We start from the raw sequence: 18,440 nt of genomic DNA, 5'->3' as shown, positions 1-18,440 counted from the left end.
GATAATTGTTAACAATTAAAAATAAGTGTATAAAAGAGGTCTGTGTTTAATAACAATAAGTAGTACCTACGATTTGGGTAGGTCTAGGAGACTTTATGTCAAAAAAACAATATGAATTAGTTAATACAGAAGCTCATAACGATCTTAAAATTAATCACAAAAACTTTAATATTAAAGACAATCATGTCAATGCCTGTGTTGTTGTTGCCAGTGAATTAAGTACCTTAATCCATGAATACCCAATATTTATCACAAAACGCGATGATGGCAATTACCAATTAACGGCGTTATTAGGAACGGAAACAGGGGAAAATTTATATTTAGATGGCAGCAAATGGCGTTCAACCTATATTCCACTAGATATATTGCGTAAACCTTTCCATGCTTTTATTCCAGATAATAATGATTTATCAAAAGGCTCTATCGCGATAGACATTTCAAGTGAAAATGTTGGAGATCCAACAGGCGAGTTATTATTCACAGCTAATGGTGAAACAACAGACTACTTTAAACGTATTGAATCAACTTTTTCTCAGCTTATGGGGGGCACAGCATATACGACTGAGCTGCTCAAATTGGCATCTGACTTAGAGTTATTAGAGCAAGTATCTTTGAATATTGATTTACCAAATGGTGAGAAAGCTAATATCAATGGCCTCTTTACTTTTGATAAACAAAAGGTGACAGCGTTAAAGGGAAAAGCACTAAAACAATGTCACGACTCGGGCATCCTACAAATATGTCATTTAATTCTTAGTTCCTCTCTGCATTTACAAAAATTAATAAATTGGAAAATGAATAAGTAGTTTTGTGTCTTAGGTAATATTTCATTCGCAGGATTTATAAAAAGTATTTTTGTTTATTAGCCAATAATCGCATCAATTGAGTTTAGGAACTAGGTTTGAATATTAGAAAATTAAGCGATGTATATATTATTACATTAACAATGCTAGCGTTGTTTTCGTCTTCAAAAACGCTAGGCAATGAAATTGAAACTATTGAAGTCTATGGTAATTTTAATCCAGTCGAAGTCAATCAACTACCAAGTTCATTTTACTTATTAACCCATGATCAAATTAACCGACTTTCAGGAAGTACGGCGTTAGATGTACTTTCATTTGTGCCTGGGATTAATATTAAAAAGTCAGGTGCAGTTCAGGAAATATTTTTACGAGGCGCTGAAACTAATTTTGTCATCATTCAAATAGATGGGGTTCAAGTAAATAACCCTTTGGATAGTAGAGGTGGTGGATTTGATTTAACTTCTTTGACAAAAGATTCAATTTATAGAGTGGAGATAATTAAAGGTGCTCAATCCTCAATTTATGGCTCTGATGCCATTGCCGGCGTAATAAATTTTGTAACTTTTGATCCTGACTTTGATGGCATTAGTGTTTCCAGTGGAATCATCAACCGTGGACAAAAAACGGCAAGTGTAAAAGTAGGGTTTGATGGAACATTAATTGCGGTTAGTGCTCTAGACACGGACGTGCAAAAAAATGGCGACGAACAGGAGTCGTTAGAGTTCTCTTTGAATCATCAATCTAACTTGATTAAAAACAGTATAACCCGCGCAAACATGCGGTACAGTAAATATAACCAATCTGCCTTTGCCGACCAAAGTGGCGGTGTCATGTTTGGCAGTATGTCCCCTAAAGATCAGAAAGATGGTGAATTGATCAGCGCTAGCCTTAGGCATTCACATCAGGTTAATGATAGTTATCAAATGTCAGCCCAAGCTGAATATTATCAAGCAACAGATGATTTAGTTTCTGCAGGTATCGCTCCATATTTTAATGCACCACCTACAGTTTCAAACAATGAGTATTCTTATTACAAATTTCGGTGGCTAAATGGCTTTAAGATAGATGAACTACTATTGACATTTGGTTTGGACTTTAAAGCTGAAACCGGACAAGCAGCGGGATATATAAGTATGTTTGGGGCTGATATTCCAACTATATACGAAATAAAGAGACAAAATTCAGCCGCTTTTATTGACACTAAATGGTCGTATCAACAATTATCATTATTCCTTGGTGTTCGTCACGACTCAACAGAGAACTTTAACTCTCAAAATACTTGGAAGTTAGGCGCTGATTACAAATTAACGCAACAGGTTCGCATATTTTCTAACTTAGGATCAGCCTTTAAATTACCGAGCTTATACGCATTAAGTAACAATATGATAGGTAATTCAGAGTTAACACCAGAAGAAGCATTTAACCAAGACCTTGGTGTTGAGTGGGCTGTTGGCGCAACAACCGTCAGTGCTTCTCTATTTTCATATAAATACAAAAACTTAGTTGATTTTGATGCCGGTGTTTTTTCCTTAGTGAATCGCTCAAACATAAGTAGTAAGGGGGCTGAGATCGTCGTTAACAGTCAAGTTACAGAAAAACTAGCTATGTCGGCAAGTTTAACCAGAGTCGATATTAAGCATAACAGTGGTGACTTGTTAACTGGCCGCCCAAAATGGCAAGCGGGGCTGAGTGTTAATTATGAATACAGTAACCAATTGAACACATCTATCAATGTTAATTACGTTGGAGAGTCTACGGCGACTAGCCTACATACTGGTGACTTCAGCATCAGTAAATTAAATTCATACAATAAAATTGATGCCCACTTAAATTGGGCTTATGACTCAATTCACTCCTTCGATTTCTATGTGCAGAATGTGTTTGATGTAGAGTATCAAGTCGCCGTTGGCGTTCCAGCGGCAGATTTAGGCTTAGGTGTTAAATATAACTTGTTGATGGATTAATTATTCAATGAAGTCTTTTAACATTTAAAGGGATTGATAAGGCGTTGAGATGAACCGACTGATAACTATTACATGTTTAACATTTACCTTGTTCGCGCATTGCGCTATGGCTAATGACTTAGATTCTAAATTATATGAACAAAGCCAAGATAAACACATTACTCAAAGCGGTAAAGTACTTTTTGAGCAGATTTGTGCGTCTTGTCATAATAAAGATTTAAGTGGAGCTTCGGGTTTTAACCTCAAAGATGCAGAGTGGGTTCATGGTAGTCGGCCATCGCAAATCCTTCATAACGTAAAATCGGGGTTTATGAATGCAGGAATGCCTGGTTTTGCTGGTGTATTTTCAGGGCCAGAACTTGAGTCAATTATTGCCTATGTACTGTCTAAACGAGAAGGGTGGAGTGACTTAACGTTTAAATTATACCAACTTGAAGATGAGAACGATAAAAACATAACCGAACAGAAATTGGTTAAATCTGGTGTGCTGCCAAAAGGATTAGCGGATTTTTCCATTCCAGAAATTCAGCATTACTTTATAGAATTTGAAGGTGACTTTTACGCACCTAAAGATGTCGATACTCAAATCTGGCTTGAGTGGGGCTTTCCTCACGAACTATCTATGTACGTGGACGATGAATTGGTAAACCGAGGGGGACAACCTTGGTACCCAACATGGCGTTTAAAGCGCGGTAAACAACATCTAAAATTAACCTATCGCTCAGGCACAACTAAGCCAAATCAACGTAATCTTGTTTTGTTGGGTACTAATTTAGATATGACAATTAAAATGTTTGCTGTATCAAGCAGAGCAAAGGTCATCTTGGAAGATAAAAAGTTTGAAGTCACAGCAAACGACAAAATCGTTATTCAGCGAAAACGCATAAACAACTTACCACCATCAACTATCTCCGTCGGTTTTCCGGTAAAGCTTAACTACGGTTTTAATACCAAATCCTGCGCTATTGTTGCTTTATGGCAAGGTGATCTCTTAAATATAGGGCCAAACATCGCAGGACGTGGTGAAGATCCGAGTTTGCCTTTAGGTCAGCTCGTGTTTCGTTCAGGACAACAAATCAGTCACAATCACCTTGAGGGAAACTGTCGCTATACAGGTTATCAATTGGACCAAGGTAACCCAGTTTTTTCCTATCAAATTGGCCATCAAGGATATTCACTTGAGGTTAAGCCAAGTGGCAGTGACACACTGAGCTTTAACTATAAAACAGACAGCAAAGCGTCATCGGCATTCATACTTCCAGAATCGGATAAACTGACTTGGTCATCCAATGACCAAGTCTTGTTACACGGAAATAACATGCTGACGCCCAATAATAACCGTGAAATTGTCATCAGTGCGACGATCAAACCTTAGAAATGAATTCAAAGAGATAAATACAATGAAAATATACAAATTTAATAGGTTAACGCTAAGTATCGCAACTATGTTACTGGTTTGTTCGTTCCTCGCGTCATCCGCACAAGCACCAAAACATGAATACAAACCAGAGGGTTATAAAATTGTTACGGTTGAGACACCTAAAGACGTACGATTTCATGTTACCGGCTTAGATAGTGATAAATATGGCGTTATTTGGGTGGCAACACGTTTAGGTGAAGTGTGGTATTTAAAAAATAATAGTTGGTCTAAATTTGCGGAAGGTTTACATGAACCTACCGGGTTATTAGTGGATGAAGATGGTTCGATTTTAGTTGCACAAAAACCAGAGCTAACTCGCTTAATTGACAACAATAAGGATGGACTTGCGGACAGTTATATACCAGTTGCGAACCAATGGACGTTTCACGATAACTATCATGAATTTACCTTTGGGCCAGTTAAAGATAAACAAGGGAATTTATATGGCACGTTAAACTTAAGTCATAATAATCCTGATGCCTTTACCATGGGGGCCATGGGTACCGCAGGTGGTTATCGAGGTTTTGCGTTTAAAGTAGACACTCAAGGAACTTACTCCCCATTTGCCTATGGGTTACGTTCACCTGCGGGTTTAGGTTCAAGCCCAAAAGGAGAAATATTTTTTACCGATAATCAAGGGGATTGGGTACCAACCTCTAAAATGCATTTATTAAAACAAGATAAGTTTTATGGTCACCCTGTATCGTTAATTGAAATCGACGGATTTACTCAAGAGAGTGTAAAAGCATTATCGTTAGATACACTAAGCGCTATGAGTGAAAAGCCAGTGGTTTGGATCCCTCATGTTGAAGTCGCCAATTCACCAGGTAATCCAGAGTGGAACACCACTAAAGGTAAATTTGGCCCGTTTGAGGGGCAAATATTTATAGGTGATCAAACTCAATCAAATGTATTTCGAGTCTTATTAGATGAAGTGAACGGCCAATATCAAGGTGCTGTTATTAACTTCATGAACAAATTTCAAAGTGGCAATATAAGGGCTGAGTTTGATATTCATGGTCAGTTATGGATAGGACAAACTGCACGAGGTTGGGGCGCTCAAGGTGGCAAACCATTTGGTTTGGAAAAAGTGGTATGGGACGGAACCAATCCATTCGAATTATTAGACATAAAACTGACCAAAAGCGGATTCAAACTCAGCTTTACTGAAGCATTAAACCCTGAATCTGTTACCGCTAATAGTTTCAGCGCCCAATCTTGGCATTACCATTATTCAAGTAACTATGGTTCCCCTAAGGTGGACTTAACCCCTTTAACGATTAATAAGGTTACCTTGTCTGAAGACCACAAAACAATCTATGTTCAGATGCCTTTGGCAAGCGACAGAGTAATACAAATTGATTTTCCCGGTTTAAGAGACGTCAAAGGACGCTCTGTGAGTGTGGAAAAAGTGTATTACACCTTGAATAAGTTACGTGAGTAAAAGCCGTGATGAAACTGAAATTAATGTCTTTAGCTTTATGTTATTTTTTGCTTAGTTGCTCGGTGATTAATAAAGCTGAACCTAAGCTAAAGGTACTGATTATTGATGGCCAAAATAACCATGCTATCTGGCCAAAAACAACCCAGATGATGAAAGGTTACTTGGAGGGCATTGGGCAGTTCGAGGTTGATATTTATCGCACCCAATTCACTTGGATGGGAAAAGACTTAATAACCCAATTTCCAGCTCAAGATGGCAGAAAACATCAAGCTTCTAAACAACCGAAACATGATCCCACATTCAGTCCTACATTTTTAAACTATGATGTTGTGATTTCCAATTTTGGTTGGCAAGCAGCGCCTTGGCCAGAATCAACACAATTAGCGTTTGAGCAATATATGAAAAATGGCGGTGGTTTTGTCACTGTTCACGCGGCCAACAATTCGTTTCCACAATGGGTTGAATATAACAAAATGATTGGGTTAGGTGGTTGGGGTGGTCGTACTGAGAAAGATGGCCCTTACCTCTATTTCGACGACGCTGGTGAATTACGAAGGGATATGACACCGGGGAATGGCGGAGGTCATGGGCATCAACATGAGTTTGATATTCAAGTGAGAAACAAAAACCACCCAATTATGCAAGATTTACCAACTAGTTGGCGTCACAGTAAAGACGAGTTATATAACCGGTTGCGCGGTCCTGCGGAAAATTTAACCATATTAGCCACGGCTTACGACGATAAAAAATTTAATGGTTTTGGACGGAATGAACCCGTCTTTATGACCATTAAATACCATAAGGGCCGAGTATTTCATACGCCCCTTGGACATGATTCGACGGCATTCCAAGACACAATCTTTATGTCGATACTGGCAAAAGGCACTCGCTGGGCAGCAGGTTTAGAGTAAAGCTTGAATAACTAAGTTAAAGGCGTTTTCTATGTTTCGCAACATGACACTATCGATGAGATTGTATGGTTTATTAGCGTTATTTTCTTTTTGTTCTATAGCTCAAGTCCCAGTTTCAGTTCAAGGTGAGCTGAAAAAATGGCACAAGATCACTCTTGAATTTGCTGGGCCAAATGTATCGGAACAGGATAACTTCAATCCGTTCATTAACTATAAATTGAACGTATTGTTTACCCATTCAAAGGCCAAAGCTACTTACCTCGTTCCCGGGTATTTTGCCGCAGATGGGAATGCGGAAAATACCAGTGCTGATTCAGGCAATAAGTGGCGTGTGCACTTCAGTCCAGATGAAATAGGCCTATGGAATTGGAAGGCGAGTTTTATAAAAGGTAATTATGTTGCCGTTGCGAAAACCAATAAAACAGGATTGAGTGCTGGTTTTATGGATGGGCAATCTGGCTCATTTGAAGTAAATGCCACGGACAAACGAGGTCCAGATTTTAGAGCATACGGCCGTCTACAATATGTTAATAAGCCCTATTTAAGGTTTGCGGATCAAGGTGGATATTTTATAAAAGCAGGACCTGACTCTCCTGAAAATTTGCTGTCGTACGCTGATTTTGATGGCGGATTTAAAAACGATGGGTTTAAAGATAATTTAGTCAAAACCTGGCAACCTCATGTTCGAGACTGGCAAAAGGGGGACCCTACGTTCAAATCTGAAAAAGGCAAAGGGCTGATCGGCGCACTGAATTATATTGCCAGTAAAGGCATGAACTCGATTTCATTCTTAACGCTTAATATTGTTGGCGACGATCAAAATGTATTTCCTTATGTCGATAATAAAGATTTTTTACGCTTTGATGTGTCGAAATTGGCGCAGTGGGAAATGGTGTTTGAACATGCTCAATCTTTAGGTCTGTTTTTACACTTTAAGACACAAGAAGTGGAAAATCAGGGTCTATTAGACAATGGTGGATTGGGACTTGAACGTAAGCTTTATTACCGCGAACTAATAGCGCGCTTTGGGCATCACTTAGCGCTTAACTGGAATTTAGGAGAAGAAAATGGTGAATGGCATCCTAATCCGCCAACACCACCACAAACCACCATCCAGCGGTTGGCAATGGCTGAGTACTTTAAACAAACCGATCCGTATCAACACCACAGAGTCATACACAATGGTCAATACTTTCATGATATAGCAGCCAACAACAGCCAATATACAGGCGCTTCAGTGCAAACTTCCTCACCCGATTTTTCACAAATTCATGGTGCGGTTAAACGTCTCAGAGATTGGCCTGTTAATAATGGCCGACCATTGGCTATCGCAGTAGATGAGCCCGGTGACGCTGAATACGCTTTGCGTTCTGATGCACTAAACCCTGAACATTTTGATGCGCGTTCAAATGGTTTATGGGGCGCATTAACCGCAGGCGCGTGGGGCACTGAATGGTACTTTGGTTATAAAAATAAACACTCGGATTTAACCGCGCAAGATTGGCGAACCAGAGATAACTTTTGGTCGCAAGCCAAACACGCTATCGACTTTTTTAACATCACCAATTTAGATTTACCTAATGCCGTCAACAAAGATGATTGGGCTACAAACGCTTGGGTGTTAGCCAAAGATAATGAGTTTTATGTTGTTTACACCAAAGATGCATCAGCAGGTGTTTCGCTTAAATTACCTGGGGAGCCTGCGAATTATAGTGTGTCATGGTATGACCCAAGAAACGGTGGTGAATTAAAACAAGGCTCAGTAACTCAATTGTTACAAAACAAGCCATTTAAACACTTTTGGGTTCGACATCAAAAAGATTTAGGCGCTGCACCAAACAATCCAGATAAAGACTGGGTGATTTTGGTTCGTAAAATCCAGCAGTAATGTAAGTCAATAGGGAAATCAGGTTGTGTTTGAGGCTACTTACAATCCGGTTACCACTATTTTGAGAAATAAAACGCAAAACATTTTTTTTGGGAGATCAAAGAATTGAAGTGGATTGGAATAAACAAAACGATACGTACATAAGTAATTTTGCTAAAGGTGCGGATGATAAGGTGCTCGATATACCACAAGAGCTCATTCCTTCAATTGCCGATAGGAAATAATATTTATTTAATGGGTAATTATTTAGTTGAAAGGGTTGCCGTTAGGGGTTGGTTAGTCGTTGGGTTAATAACGAGATAACTGGCTGAACAGGGGTACCTGACTTATTGTCAACACAGTGACGTTACAAGCCAAATATTTACCCATTGATACATTAAGCTTTTGAACATATTAAGCGAAAATCTAAGCACAAAGTAGTTATCGGCCACTGGAACACTACTACGTCAGTTTTACACTGAAATTAATGCCGAAGTTGATCAGCGAATGGAAAGGAAGAAAAGCTCAGAATTTTAATTCTGAGCTTTTTTATTTGCTCGTTAGTTATCTCATTTACTAAATTATTGTGTTATTGATCTTCTAACTTCCAAGTTCTCACCCAATCAATATATGCCGTATTTACGTCATTGTTTGAGAGTTCGGACTTTTTAGGAAGACCGCCCACCCAACTCGCTTCACTAGTCCAAAGATCAAATATTATTTCTAAATCTCTGGTAAATTCACGATCGTACATTTGGCCATCTAAATGCTCACCGACTTTGACTTTTCCTGCTGGTTCGCCATTTAAATAAAACTGCAGGTTGTTGGCATCTTGCCACCACACACCATAAATATGGTAATCCTCATTCCAACCCACATTTTTTAGCGGATTGACATCCGACAGACCTGAACGCAAAAAGTTACCATGTTCACGAACGGTTTGAGGGTCTTTGTTTGAATCTGCTTGGAAATACTGAGAGTTCATTTGATTAGGGTATTCAGGTTTACATCCACATGAAGGGTTTGAGTTATTTTCTATAATGTCGATTTCATCTCTGTTGTCGCTGTCTCCATTGTTTAACCAAAATGTTGTATAGGCTGATAGATGGGAGGTTTTTATTCTCGCCTCGGTATACATAGGGTATTTGGTTTCGGCTTTACTGTGAACTCGAGCAGTTTGGAACCAACGCCCTTCAGGGTTGCTTTCATTTAATGTTGCTTTAAGCCATAACTTCCCGTCGGTAACACCTGAGTTTTCGTCTGTTGTGGACATAAAAACCGGGACGCCATAGTTCCACGATGATTTGAACCATTTCGAATTATCCCAAGATTCAAATTCGTCTGACATAGACTCGAGTTTAACCCAAGACTTTCCTGTTGGCGTGGTATCTGAAATAGATACAAAAGACGGTAAACTAGGGTCCATGTTGTTAAATAGATCTACGGTAAGCTGGTTTTCTATTTCGTTTACTGTAATTGATACAGTCGCTGTTACTTCGTCCCCATCAGCATCGGTCAGCGCATAAGTGAATGAGTCGTTTCCTGTGAAATTTTCATAGGGAATATATTGAAATACGCCATCAGAAATTTCAGTTACATCACCGTAAACGGGATAATGAGTAACACTGTAATCATCTCCGTCGCTACCGTTAGCACCAATATCGTCGTTATTTGATACGGCAATTTGGTTTGCCGAGCCTGTTTGACTATTTTCATCGACGGTTAACGTATCATTTTGTGCGCTCGGTACTGTATTTACAGACGTGTTTTCGTCATTATTTGAGTTACAGCCTAAAATCAGAGATGAACTGATCATAGACAATATAATTGAAAATTTTTTTAGGTTTAGTGTGTTCATATTTTTATAAGCTTTCAGTTGATATTGAGGTACTGAAGTTACCAGAATATTAAACAAAAATACAATTTGTTAACAATTTATAATAAACAATAATCGGTGATGTTTGAAATAAAGCTAAATTTGTTATTACAAATGCCTAAGGGGCTCAGCGCCTACAATATTAATATTGTCAACAAAAAACAGTTGACTAAGTTGTATATTTTTATATTGTTATGTTCTTTATATAAATACTGAAATTCATAAATGTTTGAATCGATTCGCTGAGCTTTATTGTCACTAACATCATTGAGTTTGTTGGCGTGTAATAGCATAGAAACAAATACAAGGGACATATCGTCAATTCTTTTTGAAAGGGTTTCTAAAACAAATGTGGTGTTAATTTTGATCGATGATCTCAATCACTATGGCATAACAGCCTATGGCGCAAATCGGTTACATTCCTATGATGGTGAATTCAAATATAAAGTATTTTCAATGCCGAGTATTGAGAACTTAGTCCAGAAGGGAATGATGGTAGATAGGACTTACGCTCATTCAGTTTACGAAAATACAAGGTTCTCGTTTATGGACGGCAAAATAAATAACCGGAATTATTTAAGACCTAAATCACAACATCATTCTGATTTAACTTTTGGTGATGCTTTTAAAATTAAACTCTTTATCTCAAAAAATACAGGTAATGAACAATGAAAAACGAAATATCTAGACGCGATGCGTTAAAATTATTTGCAGCTGGTATAGCAGCAACAAGCGTAGCGTGTTCAACAAAAACCACAAATATGATCAGTAAACCTGTGTTACACAATACAATTAAAGACAGCTGGAGTAATACCCACGACAGAGTTTGGTTGGGGGGTGAATATTGGGCCAATCCAATGGAAGATTGGCGAATAAACAATGGTGCTGCAGAGTGCATTACAACAGGTGGTCAACGTAGCGTGCACTCATTACAACATCAGTTGGTTGATACCACCAAAGCATTCAGAACGTCTGTACGTGTAAAATTAGCAGAACAGGGTATTAAAGATGGCGGCGCGTCTATCCGATTTGGCATTCGCAGCGAAATAAATGAATATCGTAGTAACTGTTTTGTGCAACAAGGTCTAGACATAGGGATAATTGCTAATCAAATAGCGCTAGGAGATAAACGTAAACCGCTATCCAGACCCAATGTTAATGAAGAATTAGAAATTATAATCTCAGGTGCCCCACAAGCACAGTTAGTTGCCCTTAATGTTGAAATTAAATCGGTGAGCAGTGGTGAATCTCTTGGTCGTATGGCGTCTTTGGTTGCCAGCGAAGAGTTACTAGGAAACCTCGCTGTCGTGAGTAATTTTGAAATCCCTTCTTTTGAAAGTGGACCACAGCAATCCAGTAGTGATGGTGGCCGTTATCAATTTAAAAATTGGCAAATAGAGGGAGCAGCATTCAGTAATAAAGTTGAGCAAAAGTTTGGGCCTATCCTTTGGACTATGTACACCTTAAACAACAGTCGCAGTGACGAAGGTTATGTTATGAACCTGAGTGTGCTTACTGGCCCGCTAGGTGAAAAAGACTCTAAACAAGTGATTTTACAAACCTTTCAAGATGGGGGTTGGCAGGTCATCAGTAAAGCTGAACTGGATACCGATGCTTGGGTTGCATCATTTAGAATAGCCAATTGGGATGAAAAGAAATCAACTCGTTACCGAGTTGTTTATGGCGAAGGACAAGTCGATGGCAGTACAAAACTAGATGTTTATGAAGGAATGATTAGGGCTAATCCTTCTGGACGAAAAATGCGTATGGCGTCGCTGACATGTCAAAATGATTATGCATTTCCATATGAGCCTGTTGCTAATAACGTAGTAAAAATGGACCCAGATTTAGTGCTGTTCTCTGGTGATCAACTTTATGAAAACCACGGTGGCTTTGGCATGATCCGAGTGCCAGCTAAAATGGCGATTTTAAATTACCTGCGAAAGTATTATCAATTTGGGTGGGCTTTCAGAGATGCCATGAGAAATGCTCCAACAATTTGCTTGCCGGACGATCATGACGTGTTGCAAGGTAATTTATGGGGTGAAGGGGGCAGCCCAATGCCATTTTCTGCTCATGAAGAGAACCGAGTAGACAAAACCGGAGGGTATATTGAGCCAATTAGAATGTTGAATGTCGTGCATCGCACTCATACAGCTCATCATATGAAACCTATTGATCCTACACCTTCAAAAAATGGCTTGAGTGTTTATTATGGTGAATTAATTTATGGTGATGTTAGTTTTGCAATTGTTGCAGATAGACAATGGAAAAGTGGCCCAGAACGATTAGATATAAAAGTTGGCACCTCTGGCAATGAAGAAGAACCTAACTATATTAATCCCAAATGGGACGCTCCAGATTTACATTTGTTGGGTGAACGCCAAGAACAGTTTTTGAAAGAGTGGAGCCATGATTGGCGAGAACATAAGCTGAAAGCTCTGATATCTCAAACAATTTTTGCAAGTTTAGCTACACATCAAATGACCCCTAAACATTATTTAAAGTATGACTTCGACGCTAATGGTTGGCCAGCTTCAGGTCGCAATCGAGCTGTAGAAGCAATAAAAGGGTCTAAAGCCTTACATATTTGTGGAGACACGCACTTACCAAGTCTTTCTCAGTATGGGTTAGAGAAACATCGTGATAGTAACTGGGCGTTCTGCACTCCAGCGATTGCGGTTGGTTGGCAACGTTGGTGGCGACCTGATGATGTAGGTTTGAAGTACACTCATCGTCCGGAGCACGGTATGGCGAATACCGGTGAATATTTAGATAGTTTTGGCAATAAAAATTATATTTATGCCATAGGCAATCCAGAAGTTAGTCGCTCAAAAAATAGATATGTAATGGCACATGAAAAAAGTAGTGGTTTTGGTTTTGTTACTTTCGATAAGGAAGAGAAAACTTACACTATGGAAGCATATAAATTCATGGTGGACATCACAGATGGCAAAGCGAGCAATCAATTTGATGGTTGGCCTTTAACAATCAAGCAATCGGAAAATCAGAGTGTTTGATTTTACAGATGATAAAAAGATAACAAAGATTAAGAAACCATTGAAGTATCTGATTTTGAGTTTATTTTTTTGCAATACAAATGCTCAAGCCTCAGAACTGCCCCCTATGTTGATGAAACAGGGGGCATACACGATCTACGATAAACAAGCGCTTGATTTACTTGATCTTGATGCAAAATTGGAAGTGATTACATCAGGTTTTGAATGGACGGAAGGGCCCGTTTGGGACGATAAAAATCAACGTTTATTATTTGTAGATATTCCCAATAATAAAATACATTCGTATAGTGAATCACAAGGTATTACTGACTTTTTATACCCAAGTGGCCGAGCCAATGGTTTGTTATTTGATGCTGAGGGCTCATTAGTGATGATGTCAACAGCGACTAGAACGGTTGCGAAGTTGAAAATGACTGAGCGTGTCAAAGCAACAAGCGTCCAACATATTGTCAGCCACTATAAGGGAAAGCGACTCAATAGTCCGAACGATGTCGCTTTGCATAACTCTGGGGTCTTGTTTTTCACAGACCCACCTTATGGACTGCCAAAACGTATGGACGACCCTAATAAGGAGCTCGACTTTCAAGGGGTCTTTCGTTTGTCAGTGGACAATAAATTGTCTCTAATTGATGACGAACTTACATTCCCAAACGGTATTGCTATATCACCAAGTCAGGACAAGCTTTATGTTGCGGTATCTGACGACGCTGAGCCTGCTTGGTATCAATACCTGTTAGATGCACAAGGTAATGTCATTGATAAATCTTTGTTATTTAAACCCAAGTTTTTAGGCATAAAGCATGGCACAACGGATGGTCTTAAAGTACATAGTACTGGAACTGTTTTCGCGACAGGTCCTGGAGGGGTTTGGATATTTTCTTCTGACAAGCGATTGTTAGCCCAAATAGCCATGCCTGGGTTTACTGCAAACTTGGCATTTAATGGTGATGAGTCAGTTCTATATTTAACAGCCCATAAAGAATTAAGACGGTTGAAATTGAGACACGCCGATTAGTTTCTAGTTGCTGGATAGATTTCTAAATATAATTTTTAAGAAAAGGAGGCCTGAACATTAAGTTCAGGCCTAATATTTACCACTATTTTGAAGGTTTTATTTGGCTAAACGTTGCTGGTACATCTTGCCAGTTACTTCTTTAACCGCCTTAATTAATTCAGGATAAGGAGTGTCAGTAACGTTTACAAAACCTATATTGGCATTTTCTCCATCAAGTGCACGACCGGTAATTGGTTCATCCACATATTGAAACCAATGCGCTCCAACCATATAAGGTTTGGTTAACAAACTTTGCATATACGCTTTGTATTTTCTGGCTCTGTCTTTTTGGTCACTTGCATGAACTATCCCTGGATTAAACATGCCTGAGTCGGTTGCGGTGCCGATATGAAATTCACCAACAACAACTGGTAGATCAACGTCTTCTAAAAACTTCCAGTAATGATCTTGCATACCATCTTCGTAGATATTAAAGCTAAGCACATCAGAGTATGTGGTTGATGCTTTAATAATTTCATCAGGCATGCCCCAGTTGGCCATTCTTGCCCCCATGTATAAATGATTAGGTAATACTTCCTCAAGCGTATTGTGAACAACGATAAAGTATTGTTCCCCTAGTAATTCTAACATTTTAGATAGATCAGCTATTTGGGCTTGTGAAAACTGAGTGAATTCAACACCTTTGTCTAAGGCAGTCCAGTTTGCAATTGTCGTTTGCCAACTTTGATTTAAATGATCAATGTTTTTGTATTTTGCTTTTAAATGTTTACTAAAAGCCGCTTTAGCTGGGCTTTGTGAAGCGTTTTTAGATAGGGCGTCTAAGATAATACCATACCGAGCTTCTACACTACCTTCACGCTCTCCCCAGCTTTTTTCGTTATCGATAAAAATACCAGCACACCAAGGTGAGTTGTTAATATCTTTGGCAATAGCCTCTATGGTTGCTCTAGCACGATTTGCAAAAACAGGGTCGTACGGATCGGGCATTAACCCCCAATGATTAACTTTACCGGATAAAGTTTGAAAATCACCAATAATCCAGCCATTCGCAAAATAAGGCACTTGTTTTTTGCCGTAAAAGTTTGGATCAACCCAGTTACCAAATGAAGTGAACCCCCAGTTTTTCATTCTTGCTAGTGTTACGTCATACCATGACTCCATAAAGTCGTCACCGTACTTACGTTCTAAATTGGCACGGTAAAAATTAAACGTCTCGCCATGTGGTACAGCACCTTTTAAAGTAGAACGACGATAGCTGTAATGTTTCGCTAATTTATCACTGTATTCAGGTAACCATTCAAATAAGTCTTTTCGTAATTGAGACGAGATATAACGACTCTCTCTAACATTATCAGAGATGTTGACAATACCCATAGAGTCTTCAGGTGTCAGCTCATCAGGTGATCGGTAACGCACGTTATCGTTTTTAAAATCAACTCCAGTTAATGTAGATAAGTTGGCCATTCGGACATTTGCCGGTCCGTGGGAGAAATAGACATAACCTTCAGGGTCTACCATCCACCATTTGCCATTTACTTTCTCAGTTCTAAAATACCCCGTTGCTTTCAATTGAGGGCCTGCATTGTAACCGCCAAATTTTGATCTAAGTGGATCAGGAGAGGCGTTTTCTAACTCTTTTAATTCAGCATGTGACCTAACTAATAGCTGAGCGCTGTTATCAATATGTAATTGGGTTTTGGATTGTGCATTTTGACCAAATTTATCTAAAACGTTTTTCATCCAATTAGGATCGGTCGGTGGGTTTTTTCTAATTCTAATGTCACTTACTTTTATAGCGGTATCTTCAAGTAATCCTATCGTTAAAAAAGTTAGGTTATTAATGGTTGAAACATCAACTTGCTCAGCACGCCACGAACGCCATATCATAAGTTGGTCTTGGGTTTTCCATGGAGGTAAATCCCCCCAAAAACCTGCTTCTGTTTCGGCTTCTTTGCCACTTAACGGAAAGTACAGGGTACCGACATAGTTAGCTGGGATACTAATGGAACGACTTTGAGATTCGCCTTGGTTATTTTCTAATAACAAATAAAAGTGAGTAGAAAATGCAGAAATGTTTTCGACTTCAAATGCCAAGTTGTGATCAGGAAGCTCACTTAATTTCCATGGTGTATCAGGTTTAATGGTTAACGTTGACATGTTTTGAGACGCGTAAAAGTCTATATAAATTTCTTTGTCACGATTTACCTTAGCTTTAGCACTATCGTTACTTAACCATTTTTCTAAAATGTCAGTTTGTTGCGGTAACATAGACAGTAATTCTGTCTCTGTAGTAAACGCATCGCTTTTGGTTGACGACACTGACATTTGATTATTGGTACAACCAAATAACAGCAGTAGGGAACTTAGCCCTATGATAACTAGCCCATTTACTACCGTACTTTTATTATTCATTATTTATTAGCCTAATAGATTATTATTTACACACAACCTACATTGTTAACAAAAAACAATCAACATATTAAAGTTGTGTTTGCAAAAATATATGTACTAGTTCAATTGGAAAGTTTAATAGGAAAGAGTTGGGGTTGTGGAAGTGATAAAGTAGGGTTGAATGTCAACCCTACTTTATTGTGTTTGGGGAAAGTTTATAGATCCGATTTACAAAAACGATTTAAGTATTCTCCATGGTTAGGCAAAGTGCTGACTGTTTTTTGGATGTCTTGTTCAATGTTATCTAAAAACCCTTTTAATTCTTGCTCAGACATTTCATCAGCAATAGGGTGATGTTGATCTGGAATGAGTCCTTGGCCTATCATTACTTGTAACCAAGAGTCGTTAAAAATCTCATTTTTGCGCTGCACAAATCGACCAGTTTGTTTGAACATATCCATACGCTGTTTTAATGCTGTCGGGACTTCCATATTTTTACAAAATTTCCAAAAAGGAGAGTCTTCTCGTTCGGTTTGAACATAGTGTAATATTATAAAATCTTTAATATCGTTATAGTCCATGTCCATATAATAATTATATTCATCAACTTCTAACTCATTAATGCCATAAGTTGGGAAATACTTTATTAGCTGCATTATGCCTTGCTGAATAATATGAATTGCTGTTGATTCTAAAGGTTCAATAAAGCCTCCAGCTAAACCAATTGCAACACAGTTTTTATTCCAAAGTTTTTTCCTATGGCCAGTTTTAAACTTAATGACTCTAGGCTCAGTTAACATTTCACCTTCGATGCTAGAGGTTAATATATCTTTTGCTTCGTCGTCTGACATATATTCGCTGGCGTAGACAATACCGTTACCCATTCGGTGTTGCAGGGGGATCCGCCATTGCCAACCCGCATGATTGGCAATTGAACGTGTATAAGGCAGTGGTGGAGCTGTTAGCTTAGTTTGTACTGCAATGGCTCTATCCATAGGTAACCAATGAGACCAATCGACAAAAGGCGTTTTTAAAGTTTTATCTATAAGAATGCCTGCAAACCCTGAGCAATCTATGAAAAAGTCTGCTTTAACCTCAGTGCCATTTTGTAATTTTAGAGAGCTGATGTGACCTGTTTCTTCATCGGTATTTACTCGCTCAACTAAACCTTCAATACGAGTAACACTTTGGTTAGTGGCTTTTTCACGTAACAATTTAGCGTATAAATTTGCGTCTAAGTGATAGGCAAAGTTTGGGCCGTCTTTTTGGTGAGCAAACTTGCCTTGCTGTGCAGCTTGCCCCTCGAGGTTATAATTACTAAACGGCTTACTTATCCCTAACTCAAGTCCTCGTTGCCAATATTCATGAAAACCTGCAGCCCACATACCCAGTCCAGTTGAACCAAAGCCATGAAAATAGCTAGAGCCTGGTTTCTGCCAGTTTTCGAATTGAATACCAAGTTTAAAACTACCTGACGTTGTTTTAGTAAATTCAGATGAATTGATGCCTAACATATCGTTAAAAAAATGAAGACTGGGAATGGTGGCTTCACCCACGCCTATGGTACCAATTTGGTCGGACTCAACAAGTGTGATATCAACTTTAGTTAATGCCTTAGAGAGCAGGGCTGCTGTCATCCAGCCTGCAGTACCACCTCCTAAAATAACGACTTTGTTTACTGTTTTATTCATTTGAAAATAACTTATTTTTAATTGACTGGATAACGGGT

12 protein-coding genes are annotated in these 18,440 nt (G+C 38.7%); 9 read left to right on the top strand and 3 right to left on the bottom strand.

All coding sequences use genetic code 11. The features are described 5' to 3' along the window. Window positions 1–95 precede the first annotated feature (95 nt). From KO505_RS12825 to KO505_RS12800, 6 genes are all read left to right on the top strand, one after another. Window positions 96–806: a SapC family protein gene (locus tag KO505_RS12825; RefSeq protein WP_216055839.1), complete on the top strand. Its 711-nt coding sequence runs from the start codon at window positions 96–98 to the stop codon at window positions 804–806. A 95-nt stretch (window positions 807–901) separates the two neighbouring features. Continuing rightward, window positions 902–2,767 (top strand): TonB-dependent siderophore receptor, encoded by a 1,866-nt coding sequence (locus KO505_RS12820; RefSeq protein ID WP_216055838.1) that lies wholly within the window; start codon window positions 902–904, stop codon window positions 2,765–2,767. A gap of 49 nt (window positions 2,768–2,816) precedes the next feature. Then, window positions 2,817–4,142 (top strand): cytochrome c, encoded by a 1,326-nt coding sequence (locus tag KO505_RS12815; RefSeq protein WP_216055837.1) that lies wholly within the window; start codon window positions 2,817–2,819, stop codon window positions 4,140–4,142. Window positions 4,143–4,167: 25 nt separating this feature from the next. After that, window positions 4,168–5,631 (top strand): hypothetical protein, encoded by a 1,464-nt coding sequence (locus KO505_RS12810; RefSeq protein WP_252731783.1) that lies wholly within the window; start codon window positions 4,168–4,170, stop codon window positions 5,629–5,631. A 62-nt stretch (window positions 5,632–5,693) separates the two neighbouring features. After that, window positions 5,694–6,542: a ThuA domain-containing protein gene (locus KO505_RS12805; protein WP_371819998.1), complete on the top strand. Its 849-nt coding sequence runs from the start codon at window positions 5,694–5,696 to the stop codon at window positions 6,540–6,542. A gap of 31 nt (window positions 6,543–6,573) precedes the next feature. Continuing rightward, a complete protein-coding gene (locus KO505_RS12800) occupies window positions 6,574–8,430 on the top strand; it encodes a DUF5060 domain-containing protein (RefSeq protein ID WP_216055835.1) in 1,857 nt (618 codons plus the stop codon). A 568-nt stretch (window positions 8,431–8,998) separates the two neighbouring features. Here KO505_RS12800 and KO505_RS12795 read toward each other — a convergent pair. Then, complete coding sequence (locus KO505_RS12795; protein ID WP_216055834.1) at window positions 8,999–10,267, bottom strand: Ig-like domain-containing protein; 1,269 nt, start codon at window positions 10,265–10,267, stop codon at window positions 8,999–9,001. A gap of 381 nt (window positions 10,268–10,648) precedes the next feature. Between KO505_RS12795 and KO505_RS12790 the strand changes: the two genes are divergently transcribed. From KO505_RS12790 to KO505_RS12780, 3 genes are read left to right on the top strand one after another with little or no spacing between them, the layout of a single operon-like run. After that, on the top strand, window positions 10,649–10,957 hold the full coding sequence (locus KO505_RS12790; RefSeq protein ID WP_216055833.1) for a hypothetical protein: 309 nt from the start codon (window positions 10,649–10,651) through the stop codon (window positions 10,955–10,957). Beyond that, the gene (locus KO505_RS12785) at window positions 10,954–13,305 is read left to right on the top strand and encodes an alkaline phosphatase D family protein (protein ID WP_216055832.1); all 2,352 of its coding nucleotides are present in this window, start codon (window positions 10,954–10,956) and stop codon (window positions 13,303–13,305) included. The genes KO505_RS12790 and KO505_RS12785 overlap by 4 nt, the downstream gene beginning before the upstream one ends. A 55-nt stretch (window positions 13,306–13,360) precedes the next feature. Next, entirely contained in the window at window positions 13,361–14,320 is a 960-nt protein-coding gene (locus tag KO505_RS12780) for an SMP-30/gluconolactonase/LRE family protein (RefSeq protein ID WP_216055831.1), read from the top strand. Window positions 14,321–14,416: 96 nt separating this feature from the next. Here KO505_RS12780 and KO505_RS12775 read toward each other — a convergent pair whose 3' ends face one another. Both KO505_RS12775 and KO505_RS12770 read right to left on the bottom strand, forming a co-directional pair. Further along, window positions 14,417–16,732, bottom strand: coding sequence for an agarase (locus KO505_RS12775; protein ID WP_216055830.1), 2,316 nt, complete (start codon window positions 16,730–16,732; stop codon window positions 14,417–14,419). 194 nt (window positions 16,733–16,926) lie between these two features. Continuing rightward, entirely contained in the window at window positions 16,927–18,402 is a 1,476-nt protein-coding gene (locus KO505_RS12770; RefSeq protein ID WP_216055829.1) for a tryptophan halogenase family protein, read from the bottom strand. Window positions 18,403–18,440 lie beyond the last annotated feature (38 nt).

It is taken from the genome of Psychrosphaera sp. F3M07, assembly GCF_018860345.1.
Taxonomy (GTDB): domain Bacteria; phylum Pseudomonadota; class Gammaproteobacteria; order Enterobacterales; family Alteromonadaceae; genus Psychrosphaera; species Psychrosphaera aquimarina.
The sequence above is the reverse complement of the archived record's forward strand: the minus strand, read 5'-3'. Positions and strand labels throughout refer to the sequence as shown.

Excerpts from the sequence above, each read along its gene's own strand:
- KO505_RS12825 (WP_216055839.1), top strand. The coding sequence starts at position 96 with ATGTCAAAAAAACAATATGAATTAGTTAATACAGAAGCTCATAACGAT.
- KO505_RS12815 (WP_216055837.1), top strand. The coding sequence starts at position 2,817 with ATGAACCGACTGATAACTATTACATGTTTAACATTTACCTTGTTCGCG.
- KO505_RS12810 (WP_252731783.1), top strand. The coding sequence starts at position 4,168 with ATGAAAATATACAAATTTAATAGGTTAACGCTAAGTATCGCAACTATG.
- KO505_RS12800 (WP_216055835.1), top strand. The coding sequence starts at position 6,574 with ATGTTTCGCAACATGACACTATCGATGAGATTGTATGGTTTATTAGCG.
- KO505_RS12795 (WP_216055834.1), bottom strand. The coding sequence starts at position 10,267 with ATGAACACACTAAACCTAAAAAAATTTTCAATTATATTGTCTATGATC.
- KO505_RS12785 (WP_216055832.1), top strand. The coding sequence starts at position 10,954 with ATGAAAAACGAAATATCTAGACGCGATGCGTTAAAATTATTTGCAGCT.
- KO505_RS12775 (WP_216055830.1), bottom strand. The coding sequence starts at position 16,732 with ATGAATAATAAAAGTACGGTAGTAAATGGGCTAGTTATCATAGGGCTA.
- KO505_RS12770 (WP_216055829.1), bottom strand. The coding sequence starts at position 18,402 with ATGAATAAAACAGTAAACAAAGTCGTTATTTTAGGAGGTGGTACTGCA.